The 21905-nt window shown below is 74.8% G+C and carries 15 protein-coding genes; 10 read left to right on the top strand and 5 right to left on the bottom strand.

From position 1 onward, the window contains the following. Nucleotides 1–8 precede the first annotated feature (8 nt). A complete protein-coding gene (locus ACQEU6_RS44185) occupies nt 9–872 on the bottom strand; it encodes an inositol monophosphatase family protein (RefSeq protein WP_499339772.1) in 864 nt (287 codons plus the stop codon). Between the two features lie 240 nt (nt 873–1112). Here ACQEU6_RS44185 and ACQEU6_RS44180 point away from each other — a divergent pair, with 240 nt between their 5' ends. From ACQEU6_RS44180 to ACQEU6_RS44165, 4 genes are all read left to right on the top strand, one after another. Continuing rightward, complete coding sequence (locus ACQEU6_RS44180) at nt 1113–1391, top strand: acyl carrier protein (protein WP_499339771.1); 279 nt, start codon at nt 1113–1115, stop codon at nt 1389–1391. A 31-nt stretch (nt 1392–1422) separates the two neighbouring features. Next, nucleotides 1423–2520, top strand: coding sequence for a DegT/DnrJ/EryC1/StrS family aminotransferase (locus ACQEU6_RS44175; protein ID WP_499339770.1), 1098 nt, complete (start codon nt 1423–1425; stop codon nt 2518–2520). A gap of 1 nt (nt 2521) precedes the next feature. Further along, nucleotides 2522–3628 carry an inositol-3-phosphate synthase gene (locus tag ACQEU6_RS44170; protein ID WP_499339769.1) on the top strand — a complete coding sequence of 369 codons (1107 nt, stop codon included), beginning with the start codon at nt 2522–2524 and terminating at the stop codon, nt 3626–3628. Nucleotides 3629–3728: 100 nt separating this feature from the next. Beyond that, on the top strand, nt 3729–4823 hold the full coding sequence (locus ACQEU6_RS44165) for an acyltransferase domain-containing protein (RefSeq protein WP_499339768.1): 1095 nt from the start codon (nt 3729–3731) through the stop codon (nt 4821–4823). A gap of 131 nt (nt 4824–4954) precedes the next feature. Here the strand turns inward: ACQEU6_RS44165 and ACQEU6_RS44160 are convergent, their stop codons facing one another. Next, nucleotides 4955–6598 carry an HAL/PAL/TAL family ammonia-lyase gene (locus ACQEU6_RS44160; protein ID WP_499339767.1) on the bottom strand — a complete coding sequence of 548 codons (1644 nt, stop codon included), beginning with the start codon at nt 6596–6598 and terminating at the stop codon, nt 4955–4957. 135 nt (nt 6599–6733) lie between these two features. Beyond that, entirely contained in the window at nt 6734–8509 is a 1776-nt protein-coding gene (locus ACQEU6_RS44155; protein ID WP_499339766.1) for an AMP-binding protein, read from the bottom strand. Between the two features lie 244 nt (nt 8510–8753). Here ACQEU6_RS44155 and ACQEU6_RS44150 point away from each other — a divergent pair, with 244 nt between their 5' ends. The 6 genes from ACQEU6_RS44150 to ACQEU6_RS44125 all read left to right on the top strand — a co-directional run bounded on the left by ACQEU6_RS44150 (nt 8754) and on the right by ACQEU6_RS44125 (nt 19570). After that, nucleotides 8754–10112 carry a beta-ketoacyl-[acyl-carrier-protein] synthase family protein gene (locus ACQEU6_RS44150; RefSeq protein ID WP_499339765.1) on the top strand — a complete coding sequence of 453 codons (1359 nt, stop codon included), beginning with the start codon at nt 8754–8756 and terminating at the stop codon, nt 10110–10112. Continuing rightward, nucleotides 10109–11143 (top strand): beta-ketoacyl synthase N-terminal-like domain-containing protein, encoded by a 1035-nt coding sequence (locus tag ACQEU6_RS44145; RefSeq protein WP_499339764.1) that lies wholly within the window; start codon nt 10109–10111, stop codon nt 11141–11143. Before ACQEU6_RS44150 ends, ACQEU6_RS44145 begins: the two co-directional genes overlap by 4 nt. Further along, nucleotides 11140–14229, top strand: a complete 3090-nt coding sequence (gene fabG / locus ACQEU6_RS44140) for a 3-oxoacyl-ACP reductase FabG (RefSeq protein ID WP_499339763.1) — start codon at nt 11140–11142, stop codon at nt 14227–14229. Before ACQEU6_RS44145 ends, fabG begins: the two co-directional genes overlap by 4 nt. Before the next feature lie 321 nt (nt 14230–14550). Then, the gene (locus tag ACQEU6_RS44135) at nt 14551–15768 is read left to right on the top strand and encodes an MFS transporter (protein ID WP_499339762.1); all 1218 of its coding nucleotides are present in this window, start codon (nt 14551–14553) and stop codon (nt 15766–15768) included. 102 nt (nt 15769–15870) lie between these two features. Beyond that, nucleotides 15871–18849 carry an ATP-binding protein gene (locus tag ACQEU6_RS44130; RefSeq protein ID WP_499339761.1) on the top strand — a complete coding sequence of 993 codons (2979 nt, stop codon included), beginning with the start codon at nt 15871–15873 and terminating at the stop codon, nt 18847–18849. A 145-nt stretch (nt 18850–18994) separates the two neighbouring features. Beyond that, entirely contained in the window at nt 18995–19570 is a 576-nt protein-coding gene (locus ACQEU6_RS44125) for a helix-turn-helix transcriptional regulator (protein ID WP_499339760.1), read from the top strand. A 43-nt stretch (nt 19571–19613) separates the two neighbouring features. On the opposite strand, the gene ACQEU6_RS44120 is transcribed toward ACQEU6_RS44125, so the two are convergent. Then, nucleotides 19614–19937, bottom strand: coding sequence for a histone-like nucleoid-structuring protein Lsr2 (locus ACQEU6_RS44120; protein WP_499339759.1), 324 nt, complete (start codon nt 19935–19937; stop codon nt 19614–19616). 631 nt (nt 19938–20568) lie between these two features. Further along, nucleotides 20569–21852 (bottom strand): FAD-binding oxidoreductase, encoded by a 1284-nt coding sequence (locus ACQEU6_RS44115; protein WP_499339758.1) that lies wholly within the window; start codon nt 21850–21852, stop codon nt 20569–20571. Nucleotides 21853–21905: the final 53 nt, after the last annotated feature.

Below are 21905 nucleotides of genomic sequence, written 5' to 3'. Positions count from 1 at the left end.
CCGATCGTTCAGGCCAGGGAGTTGTCGTCTTCCAGCCACCCTTGGAGGAACGGGAACCGCTCCAGCGCGGCGACCACCGCGGCGCCCAGGTCGTCCAGGCCCGGCCGCCACGCGGCGAACGCGCCGGGGCGGCGGACGGACGGCTCGGCGGGCACCGCGGCGAACGTGCCGCCGGAGGCGGTGACCAGCACCCGGCCCGCCGCGCAGTCCCAGGCGTAGGCGTCGGGCGTGACGGCCAGGTCCGCCCGGCCCGTGGCGACGTAGGCGAGGGCGAGCGCCGCGGAGCCGATGCGCCGCACGTCGGCGGCGGCGAGCAGCTCGGCGAACAGGGCCAGCTCGCCGGGGTCCGGGACGGTCCCGGCCCGGGGCAGGTCGGTCAGCACCATCGGCACCGCCCGCGCCGGCCCCGGCGGCACGGGGCGGCCGCCGCGCAGCAGCCGGCCGCCGGCGGCGGTGTACGTCTCGTCCCGGGCGGGTTCGTAGACGCACCCGCCGACCGGCTCCCCGCGCAGGGTGACGCCGATGGACACGCAGAACAGCGGCAGCCCCCGCGAGAAGTTGTGCGTGCCGTCGATCGGGTCGACGTACCAGCGCACGTCCCCGCCGGCACCGTCCCCGGCCTCGCCGGCCCCGCCCTCCTCCCCCACGACGACGGAGCCGGGGCAGGCCCCGGTCAGCTCCGCCCTGATCAGCGCCTCCGCCGCGGCGTCCGCCTCGGTGACCACGTCGTGCGCGTGCGTGCCCGCCTTGGGGCGCGCGGCCGCCATCGTCCCCGGGCCGTCGAGCAGCGCCCGGCCGGCCCGCCGCGCCGCCCGCGCGGCCGCCCCGACCAGGGCCCCGACGTCGTCCCCGTGCATTTCGTGAAAGTCCATTCGCGCACATTATTCGCACGCGGAACAATCCGGCCGCCCATTCGGGCATACCGCTTCGAGCGAGGAAACGCGATTCCCTGCACCGGAGGCTCGACCCGACGAAATTCCGTTTTCCAGGTATGCCCGTCCAGGCAGTACACAAGCGCGGATGGTCAGGGGTGACGCCGCCCTGGGAATGGTGGCGACAATCGCCAGGAATCGGCTCTCAGACGAGACGAGCAAGCGAGGCAAGGAGACCCCATGACGGGCTCGACCCTGACCACATCCACCGAGGAGCTGCGGACGTGGCTCATCCAGCGGATCGCCGAGTACCTGGAGAAGGACGCGGCGGAGATCGACGCCGAGGCCACCTTCGAGGCGCAGGGACTGGACTCGATGGCCGCGCTGACGCTCTGCGACGACATCGAGGACCAGATGGGCCTCGTCGTGGAGCCCACCCTGGCCTGGGACCACCCCACGATCGACAAGCTGGCGGACTTCCTCATCAGGACCGCCGCCGAGGCCGAGGCGTCCCGGTGACCGTCCTCCCCTCCGGCGGAGGCGCCGGCCGATGAACCTCGGACAACGGCGCTGGCCTCCGGAACCCGCCGAGGCGGAGCTGAAGCTCCTCGCCGAGGTGGCGCGCTCCCGGATCTGGACGGACGGGCCGTGGACCGCCGAGGTCGAGCGCCGCATGGAGCGGCTGACCGGCGCCCCCCACGCGGTGGCGTTCAACAGCTGCACCTCGGCGCTGCACGCCGCGCTCCACGCGATGGGCTGCGTGCGCGGCGCCCGCGTGGCGGTCCCGGCGCTGACGTTCGCCGGGACCGTCACCGGGGCCGCGCACATCGGCGCCGACCTGGCGTTCACCGACGTCCATCCCGAAACGCTCAACGTCACCGGCCGCCTGCCCGAGGCCGACATCGTGCTCGCGGTCGACCTGCACGGGGTCCCCCACGGGCTGGACCGCGTGCGCGCGGCCGGGCGTCCCGTGCTGACCGACGCGTGCCAGTCGATCGGAAGCGTCCTGGACGGCCGGCACGTCGGCGCGGACGGGACGCACGCCTGGTCGTTCTCCTCCGCCAAGCTGGTCGCCGCGCCCGACGGCGGCGCCGTCACCACCGGCGACGCCGGGACCGCGGAGCGGCTCCGGGAGCTGAGGGACTACGGCGTCCCGGCCGGCGAGTCGCGCTCGAACGCGGCCGTGGTCCACGCCGGCGGGCACAACTGGCGCCCGTCCGAGCTGAGCATGGCCATGGTGGCGCACCGGCTGGACGGCCTGGACCGGTGGGCGGCGCGGGCCCGTGCCGTCGCCGGCCGCCTGCACGAGGCCATGGACCGCACCGGCCTGTGGCGGCAGTCGGCCGGGGAGGCGGCGCGGCCCGCCTGGCACAAGATCCGCTTCGGGGCGCCCGGCTGGGCCCCGGAGGAGGCGGCCCGGATGGAGCGCGTCCTCGCGGACGCGGGGGTCCCGACGCACCGCTGGGGCCTGGTCCCGCTGAACCGCCATCCCGCCTTCGGCGGGGCCGGACGGGCGGGGCCCCCGGTGGCGGAGGCCGCGGCGGCGGGCACCCTGTGCCTCGGCACCGAGGCCGCGCCGCCCATGACGTGGAACGACGATGAGGTAGAGCAGGTCTGCCGCATCCTGGAAACGATCATAGGAAGCTGAAATGGATACTCCTCTCGTTCGGGTCGGCATCATCGGCGTCGGGAACTGCGCCCGCGCCCTGCTGGAGGGCACGGCCTTCTACCGCTCCTCGCCCGGCGCCACCGCCGGCCTGATGTTCCCCGAGGTCGGCCCGTACGGCGCCGGCGCCCTGGAGCCCGTCGCCGCCTGGGACGTCGACGTCGAGAAGGTCGGCAAGGACCTGTGGACCGCCCGCGCGGCCGGGCAGAACCTCCCCGTCGGCATCGGCGGCGACCTGCTGCCGGTCGGCGCGGACGTGCGCGTGCTGCGCGCCCCGACGCTGGACGGCGCGGGCGTCAAGTACCGCGAGCGGGTCACCGTCGCCGAGGACGCGGCCGGCGACCGCGCCGCGATCGTCGAGCAGGTCCGGGCCGCGAAGGTCGACGTCCTGCTCAACTACCTGCCCGTCGGCTCGCAGGAGGCGACCGAGTGGTGGGCCGGCGTCGCGCTGGAGGCGGGCGTCGGGTTCGTCAACAACGTGCCGGTGTTCATCGCGCGCCGCGACCACTGGCGCGACCGGTTCCGCGAGGCGGGCCTGCCCCTCATCGGCGACGACATCAAGTCGCAGCTCGGCGCCACCTACCTGCACCGGGTGCTGGTGCGGGCGTTCTCGGACCGGGGCATCACCCTGGACCGGACGTACCAGCTGAACGTCGGCGGCAACATGGACTTCTTCAACATGCTGGAGCGCGACCGCCTCGCCTCCAAGCGCGAGTCCAAGACCTCGGCGGTCACCGACGCCTACGACGGCGAGCTCGGCGAGGACGACGTCCACATCGGGCCGTCGGACTACGTCAGGTTCCTCGGCGACACCAAGAAGGCGTTCATCCGGTGCGAGGGCCGCGGCTTCGGCGGCGCGCCGATCGACATGGAGATCCAGCTCACCGTCCCGGACTCGCCGAACTCGGCGGGGGTCGTCATCGACGCCGCCCGGATCGCCAGGCTGGCCATGGACCGCGGCGACACCGCCGTCGACGAGTGGGTGTCGGCGTGGCTGTTCAAGGCGCCGCCGCGCGCGGTCGCCCAGGAGTCCGACCAGGTCGCCCGCCAGCGCCTCGTCCGCTGGATCGCCGGCGAGACCGGCCGGTGACGGCGCGGTGACGACGGGCCGGGCCGCGCGAGCGGCCCGGCCCTTCCCGTCCCCGGGCCGGGGACGGGTCCGAGAAGGCGACGCGAGGAGGGTGACGCCGATGGACACGACCACCACGATCACCGCCGACCTGGACGGATCGCCGCGGCTGGTGTTCGTCTTCCCCGGCCAGGGCGCCCAGTGGGTCGGCATGGGCCGGGGGCTGCTGGCGACGAGCCCGGTGTTCGCCGGAGCGCTGGAGGAGTGCGCCGCCGCCGTGGAGGCGGAGCTCGGCTGGTCGCCGCGCCGGCGGCTGGAGAGCGACGCGCCGCTGGCGGCGGTGTCGGAGATCCAGCCGACGCTCTGGGCGTTCCAGGTGGCGCTCGCCGCGGTCTGGCGGGACTGGGGCGTCGAGCCGGACCTCATCATCGGGCACAGCATGGGCGAGATCGCCGCCGCCACCGCCGCCGGCGCCCTGCGCGTCCGGGACGCCGCCGCGGTCGTGTGCCGCCGCGGCGTCCTGCTCCAGGAGCTCGGCGCGGCGGGCGCGATGTGGGCGGTGGGGATCGGCGAGAAGGAGGCCGAGGAGGCGATCGGGGAGCACGCGGACCTGGTGTGCGCCGGGGTGCTCAACAGCGACCGCTTCACCGTCCTGTCGGGCGACCCGGAGGCCATCGCGCGGATCGTCGGGCCGCTGCGCGAGCGCGGCGTGTTCTGCCGCCGCGTGGCGGTCGGGTACGCCTCGCACGGGCCGCAGGTCGAGCCGATCCGCGACGGCCTGCGCGAGGCGCTCGCCGGGGTGCGGGCGCAGGCGCCCGCGATCCCGCTGCACTCGACGGTCTGGGACCGCCCGGTCGCGGGCCCGGAGCTGGACGGCGGGTACTGGATGGAGAACGTCCGCCGCCCGGTGCGGTTCGCGCCCGCGGTCCGGTCCGTGCTGTCGGGCGGCGGGCCGGCGCTGTTCGTCGAGATCAGCCCGCATCCGCTGCTGGTCTCGGCGGTGGACGACGCCGTCGAGGCGGCGGGCGCGGCGGCCGGGACGGTCGCGTCCCTGGTGCGCCGGCAGCCGGAGATGGAGACCCTGCTGGCGGCGCTCGGCGCCGTCTACGCCGCGGGCCGCACCCCCGACTGGTCGCGGGTGCGGGCGGCCGGGCGGCGCGTCCCGCTGCCCGCCCTGCCGTGGCAGCGTCGCCGGTTCTGGGTGGACCCGGCATGAGCCGGACCGACCGGTAGGCCCGCACGACCGGACGGCCCCCGTCCCTTCCCGGCGAGACCGGAGGGGCGGGGGCCGACGCCGTACGCGAAGGGTGCGCGCGGTCCCCCGCGCGCACCCTTCGGCGCGGCCGTTCAGCCGAGGGCGGGCACGCCGCTCGTGCTCTCGGCGACGGCCCGGCGGAGCTCGCCGGTGCGGACGGCGTCGCGGACCCGCCGGATGTCGTCCTGGAGGGGGCGGTCGCCGTCCAGGAACGGGGAGATCTTGCGGACCAGGGTGTGGGCGGCGGCGGTCGCGGAGCTCAGGTGCTCCAGCCCCCGCAGGTCCGCGGCCTGGCACAGGGCGATCAGGTGGATGGCGGCGACCTCCTGCGCCAGCTCCACGACCGACCGCGCGTCCCGCGCGGCGATCGTGCCCATGCTCACCTTGTCCTGGTTGTGGGCCTCGGTGGAGCGGGAGAAGGACGTCGCGGGCATCGTCCACCGCTGCGCCTCGGCCACCAGCGACGACGCGCTGATCTGCATGCCCTTGAAGCCGTGGTGCAGGCCCGCGTCCCAGCTCCCGGCCTCGTAGCGCGGGATGAGGTTGGGCGTCAGCCCGTTGTTGAACTTCTCGTCGACGACCAGCTCCAGCTGGCGGTCGAGCAGGTCGGCGACGCTGGCCACCGCGACCTTCAGCGAGTCCATCGTCTGGCCGACGTGCCCGCCGTAGAAGTTGCCGCCGTTCAGGACCGTCCCGTCGGGGTGGAACAGCGGGTTGTCGTTGGAGGAGTTGACCTCGATCTCCAGCATCTGCTCGGCCCAGATGAGGGTGTCGCGCAGCGCGCCCACCACGTGCGGCGCGCAGCGGATCGAGTAGCGGTCCTGGATGGGCCGTTCGAGCTGGCGGTAGCCGTCGCCCGTCCACGCCTCGTCCGCGCCCGGTCCGGCGCCGGCGTCCCCGCCGGCCAGCAGCCCCCGGATCGTGCGGGCGCTCGCGAGGACGCCCTCGTGCGGCTTCTGCTGGAACAGGAAGTCGTCGAAGTGCGCCGGGTTGCCGAGCAGCACCTGGCTCGCCATCGCCGTGCACAGTTCGGCCGTGTACGCCAGCTCGCCGGCGTCGTGGGCGGCGAGGACGGCGAAACCCGACATGAACGACGTGCCGTTGACCAGCGCCAGGCCCTCCTTGGCCTCCAGCTCCACCGGGACCAGCCCGGCGTCCGCGAGGGCGGCGGCGGCCGTGCGGCGCTCGCCCGCGTGCAGGACGTCCCCCTCGCCGGTCAGCATCCGGGCCACGTAGCTGAGCGGGACGAGGTCGCCGCTGGCGCCGACCGACCCGCGCTCCGGGATGAGCGGCAGGATGTCATGGTTGAGGCAGTCCAGCAGCAGCTCCACCACGCGCGGCCGTATCGCGGAGTAGCCCCGGGCGAGGCAGTTGGCACGGACCAGCAGCGTCGCGCGCAGCACGTCGGGCTCGGCCGCCGCCCCGGTCCCGCAGTTCAGGAAGCGCAGCAGGTTCTCCTGCAGCGCGGCGCTCTTGTCCCCGTGGATCTGGCGGGTGTTGCTGTCGCCGAAGCCCGCGGTCACCCCGTAGATCGGCAGTCCCGCCGCGATGAGGTCGGTCTTGGCCCGCGTGGTGGCGTCCATCCGCGCCACGGCCTCGGCGGCCAGGCCGACGCGGGGGCGGCGCGGCGCCCTGGCGACCGTCACGGTCTCGGCCAGGGTCAGCCGGTGGCCGTCGACCGGCAGCACCGGTGAGTCATGCGAGGGGGAAAACGCCGCGGAGAGCTTGTCCGCCATTTTGCAAACTCCATTCTCGTTCAGGCGTCCGGTACCGGAATTGTGTGCAGGGCCCCCGGTACCGGATAATCCCTATGCCGCCGCGCTCACGCGCTGCCTTTATGGGCATGCCTGGCCTTTACCGGCATGTCCGGCTCAGTCGGCGTGGTCGGCGGGCAGGATCACCTCGGGCGGCGGCGGGTCCCGGTAGAGCAGGTCGACCTGGGCGGAGCGGTTGCGGAGCACCTCCAGCTGGCTCACCGAGCCCTTGTCGGTCAGCTCCCCGGCGTCGCGGTCCGGCGGCTCGGCGAGCAGCAGCAGCCGCTCGATCCGCCGGGAGGACCGCTGCCCGGCGTTGAACCCGGCCAGCGCCTCGGCCAGGTCCCGGCGCACCGCCGCCGGGTCGCCGGCGCGCCGCGTCCAGGCGAGCGCGCCCGCGTGCGCCCGCCCCGACCCGGTGATCACGACCTCGCCGAGCTGGTCGGCGGCCGCCAGCAGCGCCGCCCGCAGCGCCCCGACCCGCACCCACGTCCCGGTGGTCAGCTTGAAGTCCTCGGTGATGCGCCCCTGGAACACCAGGCCGCGGTCCGGGTCGTCGTCGGCGGCGGGGGCGCCGGCGTCGCCCGTCCGGTAGAAGCCCTCCTCGTCGAACGCCTCGGCGGTGCGGTCCGGGTCGTCGAGGTAGCCGGTCATCACCGTGGGCCCGGCGGCCCGCATCTCCAGCCGCCCGTCGACCGGGGCCAGCTTGAGCCGGATCCCCGGCAGCGGCACGCCGATCGCGCCCGGCACGTCGGTGTCCAGGTGGGCGGAGGTCACGGCCGACGCCGTCTCGGTCAGGCCCCACGAGGAGGTGAAGCGGACCTTCCCCGGCGCGAACCGCTCCGCCAGCCTCAGCATCCGCCCCCGCAGCTCGCCGGGCAGCGGGGCGCCCGCGCTGAACAGCAGGCCCAGCCGGGCGAAGAACGTCTTGGCCAGCACCGAGTCGCACTCCAGCGCCTCGGCCAGCAGCGCGAAGCCGGCGGGCACGTTGAAGTAGACGTTCGGCGAGAACTCGGCGAGGTTGCGCAGGCTGCGCGGCAGCAGCTCGGGGGTCGGCCCGCCGTCGTCGATGGCGAGGGTGCCGCCGTGCGTCAGGACCATGTGCAGGTTGTGGTTGCCGCCGAACGTGTGGCTCCACGGCAGCCAGTCGACGAGGGTCAGCCGGGTCTCGGCCAGGAACGGCCAGACCTGCCGCATCATCTGCTGGACGGCGCACAGCATCCGGTGCGTGTTGGGGACGGCCTTCGGGCGCCCGGTCGACCCGCTCGTGAAGAAGATCTTGGCGACGGAGTCCGGGGCGACCGCGGCCCGGGCCGCGGCGAGCCGCTCCCCCGGCGCGGTGCGCAGCAGCTCGCCGAGCGGCTCCCCGCCGCCCTCCCGGCCGACGAGGGTGCGCGGCGCCAGCCCGGCCAGCGCCGCCAGCGCCGCGCCGTACTCCCGGCCGTCCTCGGCGTAGACGGCGCCGGGCCGGGCGATGCCGGCGACCGTCCGCAGCCGCTCGTGGCCGCCGCTCAGCGAGTACGCGGTGCTGAGCGAGACCACCGGGATCCCGGCGAGGTACCCGGCGAGCGTGAGCCGCAGGTGCCGCAGCGAGTTGCCCGACAGCACCATGAGCGGGCGGTCCGGGCCGAGGCCGCGCTCCAGCAGGGCCTCCCCGAGCGCCCCGGCGTCCGCCAGCGCCGCGCCGTAGGTCAGCTCGTCCCACCCGCCGCTGCGCCGCTCGGCGGCGAGGACGGCGTCCGGCCGCTCCGCCGCCCACCGGCGCAGGGGCTGCGCGAGATCGGCGTCGTAGGGCTCCAGCGGCACCCGCGAGGACAGCAGCACCGTCCCGTCGGGGCGCCGGGCGGCGCTGATCCTCGGCTCCGCGAACACCCGCCCACTCGAATTCACCATGCGACTCGAATCCCATTCATCAAAGGCACTCCATGCCGGGACGACTTCGCCCCCGCACACTAGACGCGCCGGCCCGCTCGCGGACTGCCGATTCGGCCGCTCTTTCGCCGGTCCACGTCCATCCCCGGGCAGGGGCCCGGCCCTACCAGTGCGGGCATGTCCATGCGCGCAGCGCGTTAGGGCGCGCGAACGGCCATTGAGCCGTTCGCCGGGGCACGAAATCCTCCCTTCGAGGTGAGCCAAATTGGAAAAATCCGCCGTTTCCCAGAACCGTCCCCACGCGCGGGGGCCGGCAGGTGATCCCCGGCCGCGGGTCGTCGTCACCGGGCTGGGCGTCATCTCCAGCATCGGGATCGGCCGCGAGGACTTCCTGACGGCGCTGCGCGCGGGCGCCTGCGGCGCGTCGCCCATCAGCGGCTTCGACACGACGGGCTTCCGGTACGCCCGCGCCTACGAGGTGCCCGGGTTCGACCCCGAGACGCGCCTGCGGCGGATCGAGCCGGGCCGGTTCGGGAAGGTCGGCGCCCAGGCGGCGGCCGCCGCGCGGATGGCGATGCGGGACGCGGGGCTCGACCCCGCGGCGGTCCGGGACGAGCCCGGCGTCATCGCCGTCGGCACGACCTGCGGCGAGTCGCTCGACGTGGACGCGCTGGCCGCCGCCGAGGTCGCCGGCGGCCTCGGGCGGCTGCCGGCGCCGCGCGCCCGGCGGGTGCACCCCGGCCGCCTGCCCGTCGCGGTGGCCGTCGAACTCGGCCTCACCGACGTGGAGGCCGTCACGATCCCGACGGTGTGCGCCGCGGGCAACTACGCGGTCGGCCACGCCCTGGACGCCCTGCGCGGCGGCGAGGCCGAGTTCGCGATCTGCGGCGGGGCCGACTCGGTGAGCCGGATGGCCTTCGCCGGGTTCTACCGGCTGCGGGCCTGGGCCTCGCAGAGGTGCAGCCCCTTCGACCTCGACCGGAACGGGTTCATGTTCGGCGAGGGCGCCGGGATGCTCGTCCTGGAGACCCTCGGCCACGCGCGCCGGCGCGGCGCGACCGTCCTGGCCGAGGTCGCCGGCTTCGGGCTCAACTGCGACGCCGAGCACCCCACCCGGCCGCTGCGCGAGCGCGTCGCCGAGTGCCTGTCGGGCGCGCTGCGCGACGCCGGCGCGGCGCCGGCGGAGGTGGACGCCGTGTTCGCGCACGGCACCGGCACGAAGATCAACGACGCGATGGAGTCGGCCGTGTTCGCGGACGTGTTCGGCGCCGCGCCGCCGCCCGTCACGGCGCTCAAGTCCATGATCGGCCACACGCAGGGCGCGGCCGGCGCGCACGCGTGCATCGCCGCGGTGCTCGGCATGAGGCACGGGTTCATCCCGCCCACCGTCAACTTCTCCACACCCGACCCCGAGTGCCCGGTGGACTGCGTGACGGGCGCGCCCCGTCCCGCCCGGGTGCGCACGGTCGTGGTCAACTCGCTCGGCGTCGGCGGCAACAACGCCGCCGTCGTGCTGCGCCACGCCGGCGCCCTCGCGGGCGGGCCGCCCACCGGACCCGAGCCGTCCCCGCGACACGAACCGTCCACCGGGCAGGGGACCGCCACGCAAGAGGGGGCCGCGTGAACACCGTCATCTCGGCGATGGCGCTGATGTCGCCCGCGGGCGTCGGCGCAGGCCCGTTCGGTGAGGCGATCCGCGCCGGCGTGCCGCTCCCCGGCGGCGCGGTCGAGGACTTCCGCACCGAGGCCCCCGGCCCGTCCGCGCGTCCCGTCCGGCTGGTCGACCGCCCCTCCGCGATGGCGCTCGCCGCGATCGGGGACCTCCTCGGCCCGGACGTCCTCGCCGGATGGCCGCCGCACCGCCGGGCGCTCGTGCTCGGCAGCGGCGCCGCCGGGATCGACCAGTCGATGACGCTCACCCGCGACTCGCTCACCCGCCCCCGGCCCGACAACGTCAACCCGGCGCTCGTCCCGGCGTGCGTGATGAACTACGCCAGCGCGCAGGCCGCGATGGCGTTCGACCTCCAGGGGCCGAACGCGACCGTCACGGCCGGCGCCGCGACCGGCCTCGCCGCGCTGCGGTACGCGCGGCGGCTGCTCGCCTCCGGCCGGGCCGACGCCGTGGTGTGCGGCGCCTACGAGGACCTGAACGACCGGCGCGCGGCGATCGCCGAGGCCGCCGGGCGCGGGACCCGCCCCGCCGAGGGGTGCGGCGTGTTCCTCGTCGAGCCCGCGGACCGGGCGCGCTCCCACGGCCGTCCGGTGCTCGCCGAGATCCTCGCGCTGGAGAGCCGCGTCTTCGACGAGCCCTGCCACGCCCCCGCCGTGCTGGGCGCCGCCGTGCGCAGGGCGCTGCGCACCGGCGGCGCCGGCCCGGAGAACGTCGGCCTCCTCGTGCCCTCCGGGCAGGAGGACGCCGATGTGCGCCTTCCGGCGCACACCCGCGTCCTGCGGCCCTCGGAGATCGTCGGTGACGCCTTCGGCGCCGCCGCCGCGCTCCAGGTCGCCGCCGCGATCGCGGTCCGCGACGCAAGCCGAGCGCGAGCCTCCCTTGACCCCGCCGGTGGTCTCGCACTGATCACCACCATCGACACCGACGGGCACGCCGCGTGCTGCTTGCTGCGGACCGGCGGCCGAGGAGGACCAGGAACATGACGGACATCGCCATCGTCGGCATCGACTGCCGCTTCCCCAAGGCGCCCGATCCGGGCGCCCTGTGGGAGCTGCTGATGCGCGGCGACGAGGGGATCGTCGAGGTGCCCAAGTCGCGCTGGAACGCCGACGTCTACTACGACCCCGACGGCGGCCTCGGCAAGACCAACACCCGCCACGCCGGCTTCATCGACGACGCCGACGCCTTCGACCACGCGTTCTTCGGGTTCTCCGAGGAGGAGGCCGAGGTCGCCGACCCGCAGGTGCGGCTGCTGCTGCAGACCGCGTGGCGCGCCCTGGAGGACGCGACGATCGACCCGCGCTCGCTGGCGGGCAGCAGGACCGGCGTCTACGTCGGGATCATGGGCTCGGAGTGGATGAGCCTGCTGATGACCAACTTCACCAGCATCACCGGCCACGTGGGCTCCGGGAACGGCTACGCGATGGCCGCCAACCGCATCTCCTACCACCTCGACCTGCGGGGCCCGAGCATGGCCGTCGACACCGCGTGCTCGTCGTCCCTGGTCGCGACCGAGGAGGCCTGCCACGCGCTGCGGGCCGGCGTCTGCGACCAGGCGCTGGCCGGGGCGGTGAACCTGTTCATCACCCCCTCGTCCAGCATCTACTTCGCCCAGGCCAAGGTGGCCTCCCCGGACGGCCGCTGCAAGCCGTTCAGCGCGAAGGCCGACGGGTTCGGCCGCGCCGAGGGCGTCGCCGTGCTCGTCCTGCGCCGCCTGGACGACGCCCTCGCCGACGGCCTGCCCGTCTACGCGGTCATCAAGGGCGGCGCGGTCAACCACGGCGGCCGCAGCACGACCGTCACCGCGCCGAACCCGCACGCCCAGCAGGCCGTGATGGTCGAGGCGTACCGGCGCGCGGGGGTCCGCCCCGAGGACGTCGCCTACGTGGAGACGCACGGCACGGGGACGCTGCTCGGCGACCGGCTGGAGGCCCGCGCCCTCGGCAAGGTGCACGGCGTCCCCCGGGAGCGGCCGTGCGCGATCGGGTCCGTCAAGGGCAACATCGGGCACGCCGAGGGGGCGGCGGGCATCGCCGGGCTGATCAAGACCACGCTGGCCCTGCACCACCGCGTGATCCCGCTGAGCCGCTTCTCCGACAGCGAGAACCCGCGGCTGAAGCTGGCGGCGAACGGGCTCCGGCTCGTGAAGGAGCCGACGCCGCTGCCGGACGGCGAGGTCTACGCCGGGGTCAGCGGCTTCGGGCTCGGCGGCACCAACGCCCACATCGTGCTCGGCACCGCCCCGGAGGCCGCCGCGCGGCCGGACGCCGCGCCCCCGGGCCCCGCGCGCCACGGGGTCCTGACCGTGTCGGCGCGCGACACCGAGGGCCTGCGCGGGGCGGTCCGCCAGCTGGCCGAGGACGTCGCGGCCGCGCCCGCCGGACGGCTCGCGCAGCTGAGCTGGACGTCCAACGTGGTCAAGGCGTCGGGGCCGGTCCGGTTCGCCCTCCCGGCGGCCGACCACGCGGCCGCCGTGGCGGCGCTGCTGGAGGCGGCCGGGGACGACCACCGGCTCGCCGCCCTGTCCGGACGCGCCGGAGCGCGGCCGAAGACGGGATGGGCGATCTCCGGCGGCTCTGCGTGGCGCGGGGCCTGCCGGCGCGGCTGCACGAGACGGTCCCCGCCTACCGGCGCGCGCTCGCCGCCGCGGACGCGGCGCTCCGCCCCTCCTCGGCTGGTCCGTGCGGGACGCCCTGCTGTCCGGCGCGGAGCCGCCCGCCGCCGAGCCGGTGGCCTTCGCCGCGGCCTACGCCGCGGGGCGGACGCTCGCCGACGTGGGGATCAAGCCCGCGTGGACGGTCGGCGAGGGCGTCGGCGAGCACGCCGCCGCGGTGCTGGCCGGCGTGTTCGACCTGGAGGACGCGTGCCTGCTCGTCGCCGCGTACGGCGCGGCCGAGCCTCCGGCCGCCGCGGACCTCGCCTGCCGGCCTCCTGCGGCCCCGCTCTACTCGGCCCGCCGCGGCGGACGGCTCGACGACGCGTTGCTCGACGCCGCGTTCTGGACGGAGCCGCCGAGCGGCGGCTCGCGGTTCGACGAGGCGCTCCGGGCGGCCCGCGACGCGGAGCCGGCCCGGCTGATCGAGGTCATGGGCGAGCGCACGGACGGCCTGCGCCTGCTGCCCGGCGAGAACGGCGCGGGCGGCGAGGACGCGCTGGCCGGGATCGTCGCGTCGCTCTACCGGGACGGCCTGAACCCCGACTGGGACGAGCTCTACGAGCCGGACGAGCGGGTCCGGCGCCGTCTCACGCCCTACGTGTTCGCCGCCACCGGGCGCTTCTGGTGGAACCGCCCGATCGACGGGGGCGGAGACCTCGCCGCGTCCGTGGCCGAGCCGGCCCGGCCGGCCCTTGCCGGAGGGAACTCATGACCCGCTCCGTACTCGTCACCGGCGGGAACCGCGGCCTCGGCCTGGCGATCGCCCGAGCGTTCGCCGCCGCCGGCGACGCGGTCGCGGTGACCCACCGCGGATCCGGCGCCCCGGACGGGCTGCTCGGCGTCAAGTGCGACGTCACCGACTCGGGCCAGGTCGCCCGGGCGTTCGAGGAGATCAAGGAGGCGCACGGGCCGGTCGAGGTCCTGGTCTCCAACGCGGGGATCACCGACGACGCGCTGCTGCTGCGCATGCGGGAGGAGTCGTTCACCCGCGTGGTCGACACCAATCTGACCGGGGCGTACCGGGTGGCCAAGGCCGCGGTCGCGGACATGATCCGCCGGCGGAACGGGCGCATGATCTTCATTTCCTCGGTGGCCGGGACCAAGGGCGTGCCCGGCCAAACCAACTACGCCGCCAGCAAGGCGGGCCTGATCGGGCTCGCCCGGGCCCTGGCCCGCGAGCTGGCCGCCCGCGGCATCACCTCCAACGTGATCGCGCCCGGCCTGCTGGACACCGACATGACCAGCGGGCTCACCGACCGCTACAAGCGGCAGATCCTCGACGAGGTCCCGCTCGGCCGCACCGCCTCGCTCGACGAGATCGCGGCGGCCGCGGTCTGGCTCGCCTCCGCCGGCGCCGCGTCGGTGACGGGCCAGGTGGTCACCGTTGACGGGGGAGGCAGCCTGGGGCACTGATACCCCGGGACACATCAGGCGGGGCCGTGAAAAGCCGGACGCGGCCCCGCCTGAACGGGGTACTGACCGCCGGAACACGTCGGTCTGGGCGAAACTGACAGTTGGTTGACAGTCCAACGATCCACTGGTCATGATGTCAACCGGACTCCTTTATTCGCCCCCGCATGTGATCAAGAGACGTCCGAGCACGGATTGACGAACGCTCCCAATCAGAGCGTTGAGCTCCTGCCAACAGAAGACGCGATGCGAGGGCTGTCATCTCAAATGGAGATCTCCTATAAAGAAGGCTCCGCCCCTGCCCGGCCGGTTCCGGCCGCCACCGTGCCCCGCCATTGGATCACCGCCTATTTCCTGGCGACGCTCGCCATGTGGACCGGGCTGCTGGCCGCGGCCCAGATCCTGCTGCCCGCCCAGCTCGCATCGCTCGACCCGTCCCGCCAGGTCTGGGACCTCGGGCTGATCACCGCCCTCGGCGCGGGCGCCGCCATCGTCTCCTCCCCCGTCGCCGGCTCCCTGTCGGACCGCACCGCCTCGCGCGACGGGCGGCGGCGGCCCTGGGTGCTCGCCTCCGCCCTGGTCTGCTCGGCGGCCCTGTTCGCGCTGCCGCTCCAGACGACGGTCGCCGGCGTCGGCGCGTGCTGGATCCTCGTGCACGGCGCCGCCAACGCGATGTGCGCGGCCCTGTGCGCCGCGATCCCCGACCGCGTCCCGGCGGCCCGGCGCGGCCTGGTCTCCGGCGTCGCGGGGCTCGCGATGCCGGTCGGGCTGGTCGTCGGGACGATGCTCGTCTCGGCGTTCCCCACCTGGGCCGGATACGCGCTCATGGGCGGGCTGACGTTCACGCTGGTCCTCCCGTACGTCATGCTCGAAGAGCGCGCGCCGCTCCGGTCGCCCGTCCTCGGCGGCCCGGCCGGCGGAGCGCGCGCCCCGCGCCGGTCGCCCAGGGTCTTCGCGGCCGACCTGTACGTCAGCCCCCGGCGGCACCCCGACTTCGCCTGGACGCTGTCGGGGCGGTTCTTCTCCCAGCTGTCGGTCTCCCTCGCCACGCTGTACCTGCTCTACTTCCTGCGCGACGAGGTGCGCGTGGACGACCCCGCCGGGGGCGTGGCGGTGCTCAGCCTGCTCTACACCGCGGGGGTCGTCGCCGCGAGCCTCGCCGCGGGGCGCCTCTCCGACCGCACCGGACGGCGCAAACCGTTCGTCCTCCTCTCCTCGCTCCTCATGGGCGGAGCGCTGACCTGCATGGCGCTGCTCCCCCTCTGGCCGGCGGCGCTGGCGTCGGCGGCCGTCCTCGGCGCCGGGCACGGCGTCTACCTCGCCATCGACCAGGCGCTCGTCACCGAGGTCCTGCCCCTGGACCGGGACCGCGCCAAGGACCTCGGCCTGGTCAACGCGGCGGGCAGCGGCGCGGTCGCCGTCGCCCCGCTCGTGGCCGCCGGGACGCTCCTGCTGGGCGGCTTCTCCGCGCTCTTCACGGCCGGAGCCGGCCTCGCCGTCGCCGGCGGCCTGGCCATCCAGCCGGTCAGATCCGTCCGCTGACCGGCCCGCCGAGACCGCTCACCACCGAGGGGCAGGTGTCCCATCGCCGAACCGAGACAGGACGCGAGCCGCCCGGCCTTCCGGGTGCTGGGCCGGCTCTCGGTGAGCGCCGGGGAGACCGAGGTGCCGCCGCCGCGGTCCCACGTCCTTCAGGGGCTGCTCGGCGCGCTGCTGCTGGCCCAGGGCGAGCCCCTGCGCACCGAGAGGCTCACACGGCTGGTGTGGGCCGACCGCGCCGAGGTGACGAGCCGGGAGTCGGTGCACGTCGGGATCTCCCGGCTGCGCAAGTGGCTCCGCCGGCTCGGCGACGGCGGGCTGTCGATCGACTACGAGGACGGCTACCGCCTGGCGGTCCCCGGCGACGACCTGGACCTGCACCGATTCCGGACGCTGATCGAGCGGGCCCGCGCGGTGGAGGAGCCGGAGCCGCGCGCCGCCGTGCTGGTGTCCGCCCTGCGGCTGCGGCGCGGGCCCGCCCTCACCGGGATGGAGTACCTGGACCGCGCCGACGTCCTGCTGCGCTCGGTCGAGCAGCACGTGCGCGAGGCGGTGATGGACCTGGCGACCGCGGCCCAGCGCGTCGACGACCCCGAGCCCGCGATCGCCGCCGTGCGCGCCCTGGCCGGCGACCTGCCCTTCGACGAGCCGCTGCACGCGGCCCTGATCGACCTGCTCGCCGCGGGGGGCCAGCCCGCCGAGGCGCTGAACGTCTACCGGCGGCTCGCCGAACGGCTCGCCGACGAGCTCGGCGTCGAGCCGAGCAGCCAGGTCCAGGACGCCTACCTGCGCGTCCTCGACCGCGACCGGCCGTTCGCCGCCGTGCCCGCGCCGGACGCCGGCCACCGCGCCGCCGTCCCGGTCCCGGCGCAGCTGCCGCCCGGCATCCCCGACTTCACCGGCCGCTCCGCCGAGGCCGCGCTCATCGCCGAAAGCCTCACCGGCCCGGCGCACGGGCGGGGGCGGACCGTGGCCGTCACCACGATCGCGGGCATGGGCGGCATCGGCAAGACCGCCCTCGCCGTGCACGTGGCGCACCTGCTGGCCGGTGCGTTCTCCGACGGCCAGCTCTACGCGAACCTGAACGGCGACGCCGACGCCCGGCCCGAGCCCTCGGAGGTCCTCGACCGGTTCCTGCGCGCGCTCGGGGTCAGCGGCTCGGGCGTCCCGCCCACGCCGGCGGAGCGCGCGGCCCTGTTCCGCAGCCGGGTCGCCGGGCGCCGCGTCCTCGTCGTCCTCGACGGCGCCCTGAACGAGGAGCAGGTGCGGCCCCTGTTACCGGGCTCCCCCGGCACGGCCGTGCTCGTCACCAGCCGCAACCGCCTCACCGGGCTGGAGGGCGCGACGCTGCTGGACCTGGAGGTCCTGTCGCCGTCGCAGGCCGTCGACCTGCTCACCCGCGTCATCGGCCCGCGCCGCGTCGCGGCCGAGCCCGGGGGCGCGGTGGAGATCGTGGAGCTGTGCGGGCACGTCCCGCTGGCCGTCCGGATCGCCGCGGGGCGGCTGGTCGGCCGCCCGAACTGGACGCTGGCCCACCTCGCCGAGGTGCTGCGCGACGAGCGCGGGCGGCTGGACGAGCTGTCGGTCGGCGACCTGGCGGTCCGGGCGAGCTTCCGGATGAGCTACCGGCCGCTGCCGCCCGCGACCCGGCGGGCGTTCCGGATGATCGGGCTGCTGGACGCGCCGGACTTCTCCCTGTGGACGGTCGCGGCGCTCCTCGGCGTCCCGCTGAACGAGGCCCGCCCGCACCTGGAGCGGCTCATCGACGCCCAGCTCGTGAACGTGGTCGGCACCGACGCCACCGGCGGCCTGCGGCACCGCATGCACGAGCTGATCCGGCTGTACGCGCGCGAGTGCGCCGAGGCGGAGGACGCCCTCCGCCAGCGCACCGCCGCCCTCGCCCGGGCCCTCGGGGCCTGGCTCTGGCTCGCCGAGAACGCGGCCGAGCGCATCCCCGGCCCCGCCTACGCCTCCATGCACGGCACCGCGGCGCGCTGGCCCCTCTCCCCCGCCACCGCCGCGCGCCTGCTCGCCGACCCGCTGCAGTGGTTCGCCGCCGAGCTGCCGGCGCTGACCGCCGCGGCCCGGCAGGCGTGCGACCTGAAACTCGACGAGCTGGCCTGGGACCTCGCCGCCTCCCTGGAGAAGTTCTGCGACATCAGGGGCGCCTACGACGACTGGAGGCACACCCACGAGCGGGCGCTGCGGCTCTGCCGGGCGGCGCGCAACAAGCGGGGCGAGGCCGTCCTGCTGCGGGGGCTCCTGGAGGTCATCACCTGGACGGGAGAGGGCCGCACCAAACCCGCGATGGTCGTGATGCGGGAGACGGCGGAACGGCTGCTGCGGCTGTTCACCGAGCTGGGCGACGACCGCGGGACGGCGGACGCCCTCATCCAGATCAGCTGGGGCCTGGTGGCCCAGGGCGCCAAGGAGGAGGCCCTGGCCACGGCGCAGCGCGCCCTGCGGCTCGCCGAGCCGTCCGGCTACCTGGGCGGGCAGGCGCGGGCGCTCCAGGTCCAGGCGGTGGCGCACGGCGAGGAGGACCCGCTCCGGGCCCTGTCCTGCCTGGAGCGCGCACTGAAGATCGCCGAGCGGCTCGGCAACCCCCGGCTCAGAGCCACGGTCGTCCAGTTCCTCGGGGTGGGCCACGCCTTCGCGGGCGATCTCGGCACCGGGCAGGACATGCTCAACCGGTCGATCACGATGGCCCGCGAGCTGGACGACCGCTACCTGGAGACGTTCTCCCTCATCTACCTCGCGAAGCTGTTCACCGCGACCGGGGACGTGCGGGCCAGGGCCACCGCGGACCTCGCGCTCGCCTACAGCCGGGCCGGCAACTTCGGGCACCATCTCGCCGAGGCCCTCGCCATCCTCGGCGAGCTGAACCTGGCCGCGGGCGACACCGCCGCCGCCGTCGGCTGCCTGGAGGAGTCCGTGGACGTCTGGCGCACCCGCGGCTGGGTCCCGTTCCTCGCGCGGACGCTGCGCCGGCTGGGCGACGCCTACGCCGAGGCGGGCGACCACGGCGCCGCCGAGGCCGTCCGGACCGAGGCGGACGACCTGACCGGAAAGATTTCCCAGTAAATCGGTAGACAATAACGGCAATTGATCCACCGCGCCGGTTAGCGTCCGGTAAGGGCCGCGGTTATAGCGTCGAAGACGCATTGCACCCCCGCCCGCCGGCAATGCCGAAGTTGGTGATAAGCACACCGATCGAACGAGGGTACGCATGCACCTTTCGGTACATGATCAAAAGCAGGTCGCACGTCTGCTCGCGACGGCCCGGCACGAGATCCTCTCGCTCGTCCCGGCGTGGCCGGCCCAGCTGCGCAACGCCTACCTGCGCCGCCGCACCACCGCCGGCCCCCGCTCCCGCATCGTCGTCTCCCGCTCCTGCCGCCTCCAGGCGGCCCGCGAACAGGGTCCGTCCGAGATCCGGCTCGGCGGCGCCCTGCCGGCCTTCCTCCTCGTGGTGGACCGCAGAACCGCCCTGGTCAGGCGCAACGGTCCCTACCTCGCTCCCGCGGTCGTCCAGCCCGCCGAGATCGACCGGCTGGTCGCGTTCTTCGAGAACCACTGGGAGCAGGCGTTCCCCATCGCCCCCGTCCCGGCGCGGCCGATGAGCGAACTCCAGCTCAACATCCTGCGCAAACTGGCCGTGGGCATGACCGACCAGGCGGCCGCCAACGCTCTGAAGATCTCGCCGCGCACCGTCCAGCGCCAGGTGCACGACGCGATGCAGCAGCTCGGGGCCCGCAGCCGGCTGGAACTCGGCATCTGCCTGGCCGCCACCGACCTGGTCTGACCCGCGCGTCCCCGGCGCCTCCCCGAGCGCCGGCGGCGCCGGGTCAGTGCGCGGCCTCGAACTTCTGGATCACATCGGCGGGAATGCGTCCGCGGTCGTTGACCGGGATCCCCGCCGACCTCGCCCACCGGCGGATCTCGGCGCTGCGCTCGCGGCTGCCCGCCGTGCGCGCGGCGGCCCTCGCCGCGACGCGCCGCGCCCTGCGGGCGTGCTCCCGGTAAGGCTCGATGACCTTGCGCAGCTTGGCGGCGTTCTTCTTGTTCAGATCGATCTCATAGGACCTGCCGTCGAGCGAGAACGACACGGTTTCCACCGCCTCACCGCCGCTGATGTCGTCGACCAGGCGAACCTTGACCTGCTGCGCCATGAATTGCCTTCCCCCTCGTCCAGTAACGAATGACGGTCCCGTCTTCATACTAGGCCGCCGGGGAACAGGCCACCTCATCGAAACCGCGCCGGCCATGGCCGCGGCCGGGCAAGGCACCGGCCCCCATGTCCGGTATAAAGCCAACAGCCCCAAACGGACACGATGCTTCTCCGATTCGAACCCACTCTTGGGGAATCTATTGCTTTTTCTCCTCCTTCGGGCGCTGGACGCCCTCCATCGTCGATAAAGCGGGCGATCGCTGTGTCTATTGCAGTGCTCTCCTCCTTCAGGCCTTGGCGGCCCTCCATCGTCGGGCACCGCCGGCGATCGCTGGCATCGCTCCGACTCGCCTGGCGGCTCGCTACGCGATCAGATTCTCGCTCCGCTCGAACCTGCCTTCGGACGCGATCGCGGTGTTTACTGCAGTGCTCTCCTCCTTCAGGCCTTGGCGGCCCTCCATCGTCGGGCACCGCCGGCGATCGCTGGCATCGCTCCGACTCGCCTGGCGGCTCGCTACGCGATCAGATTCTCGCTCCGCTCGAACCTGCCTTCGGACGCGATCGCGGCCCCCCAGGTCGTCGCGTGGTTGCGGTGTCGGCTGAGGTCTGCGTGCTTGGGCTGGTGGTGGGGGTTAGGGATTGGCGGGGAAGTTGCTGCGGAAGGTGTTGTGCGGGTCGTGGGCGGCCTTGATGCGGCGGAGGCGGGCCAGCGCGTCGGGGGTGAAAGCGTTCGCGGCGGTCTCCTCGGGGTTGAGGAAGGTAAAGGGCTTGCGTCCGCTGATGGGCAGGGCGTCGGCGAGCGCGGCCTGTTTGCCCTTGACCGCCTCGGCTGTCTCCGGGTCGGCCGGGATGCCGAACATGTACAGCGCATAAGGCTCGGTGAGCGGGCCGTGCGGGCTGTCGGAGGGACGGGTGAACGCGCCTTCCAGATGGCGGATCTGCACGCTCAGCAATGGCGCGATGGGGGCGGCCAGCAGCGCCTTGACCGCGCCGTCGTCCAGTTCTGTGAGGAGTTCGGCACGCGAGCGTCCGGCGCCGGGGTCGGTGGGTTCGGCCGTGATCACGCCCAGCTCGGAGACCGGCATGGGCGCCCGGCCGTCGGACAGCGGCCGGGCCAGCCGGTCCAGAGGACGCAGCAGGTCGCGCGCCTCGTCCGCCGGGCCGAGGTGGGTGACGTCCACGGCGACCATCGGGTCCGCGCCGGGGAAGTGCAGCAGGTCCAGCCAGAGGGTCAGCTCGTCCGGGGCGGCGGCGGTGATCTGGCGGAAGGAGTCCATCACCTCGGGCGCGTGCACGGCCGGCCACAGCATCCGGCCGCCGTACAGCTGCGGCGCCGGGTGCAGCGCCAGGTCGAGGGACGTCACGATCGCGACGTCGCCGCCCCCGCCGCGCAGCGCCCAGAACAGGTCGGGATCGGCGTCCGCGGTCACCCGCCGGCGGCGGCCCTCGCCGTCGACCACCTCGAAGGCGGTGACGCTGTCGGCGACCCAGCCGTGGGCGCGGCCGAACCAGCTCAGCCCGCCGCCGAGGGCGACCCCGGCGACGCTGACCACCGGGGAGCTTCCCGGCAGCCCGGTCAGGCCGTGCGGCGCGACCGCCGCCTGGAGCCGTCCCGAGGCGACGCCCGCGCCGACCCGGGCGCGGCGGGCGGCGGGATCGACCTCCAGGCCGTCCAGCCGCCGGGTGCGCAGGAGGATCGCGCCCTCGGTCCGGCCCGTGGCGCCGTGCCCGCTGGGCTGCGTGGCGACGCCCACCCCGGCGGAACGGGCATACCGGACGACCTTGGCGACGTCATCGGCGTCGGCGGCCTCGACCGGCTGCTCCACGGCCAGGTTCCAGGGACGGCGGGCGGCGTCGAAACCGGCGTCGCCGGGCAGCAGCACCCGGCCGCGGACAGCGGTGCGCAAGTCGTTCATCTTTCCTCCGAAACAGCAGGTCGATCAGGTTCTGCACCTCAATCTAGGAAGGA

Source organism: Spirillospora sp. CA-108201, from assembly GCF_050936235.1.
Classification (GTDB): domain Bacteria; phylum Actinomycetota; class Actinomycetes; order Streptosporangiales; family Streptosporangiaceae; genus Spirillospora.
This window is presented reverse-complemented; position numbering and strand designations above follow the sequence as displayed.

Excerpts from the sequence above, each read along its gene's own strand:
- ACQEU6_RS44170 (WP_499339769.1), top strand. The coding sequence starts at position 2,522 with ATGGATACTCCTCTCGTTCGGGTCGGCATCATCGGCGTCGGGAACTGC.
- ACQEU6_RS44175 (WP_499339770.1), top strand. The coding sequence starts at position 1,423 with ATGAACCTCGGACAACGGCGCTGGCCTCCGGAACCCGCCGAGGCGGAG.
- fabG (WP_499339763.1), top strand. The coding sequence starts at position 11,140 with ATGACGGACATCGCCATCGTCGGCATCGACTGCCGCTTCCCCAAGGCG.
- ACQEU6_RS44185 (WP_499339772.1), bottom strand. The coding sequence starts at position 872 with ATGGACTTTCACGAAATGCACGGGGACGACGTCGGGGCCCTGGTCGGG.
- ACQEU6_RS44125 (WP_499339760.1), top strand. The coding sequence starts at position 18,995 with ATGCACCTTTCGGTACATGATCAAAAGCAGGTCGCACGTCTGCTCGCG.
- ACQEU6_RS44120 (WP_499339759.1), bottom strand. The coding sequence starts at position 19,937 with ATGGCGCAGCAGGTCAAGGTTCGCCTGGTCGACGACATCAGCGGCGGT.
- ACQEU6_RS44165 (WP_499339768.1), top strand. The coding sequence starts at position 3,729 with ATGGACACGACCACCACGATCACCGCCGACCTGGACGGATCGCCGCGG.
- ACQEU6_RS44160 (WP_499339767.1), bottom strand. The coding sequence starts at position 6,598 with ATGGCGGACAAGCTCTCCGCGGCGTTTTCCCCCTCGCATGACTCACCG.
- ACQEU6_RS44155 (WP_499339766.1), bottom strand. The coding sequence starts at position 8,509 with ATGGTGAATTCGAGTGGGCGGGTGTTCGCGGAGCCGAGGATCAGCGCC.
- ACQEU6_RS44180 (WP_499339771.1), top strand. The coding sequence starts at position 1,113 with ATGACGGGCTCGACCCTGACCACATCCACCGAGGAGCTGCGGACGTGG.
- ACQEU6_RS44115 (WP_499339758.1), bottom strand. The coding sequence starts at position 21,852 with ATGAACGACTTGCGCACCGCTGTCCGCGGCCGGGTGCTGCTGCCCGGC.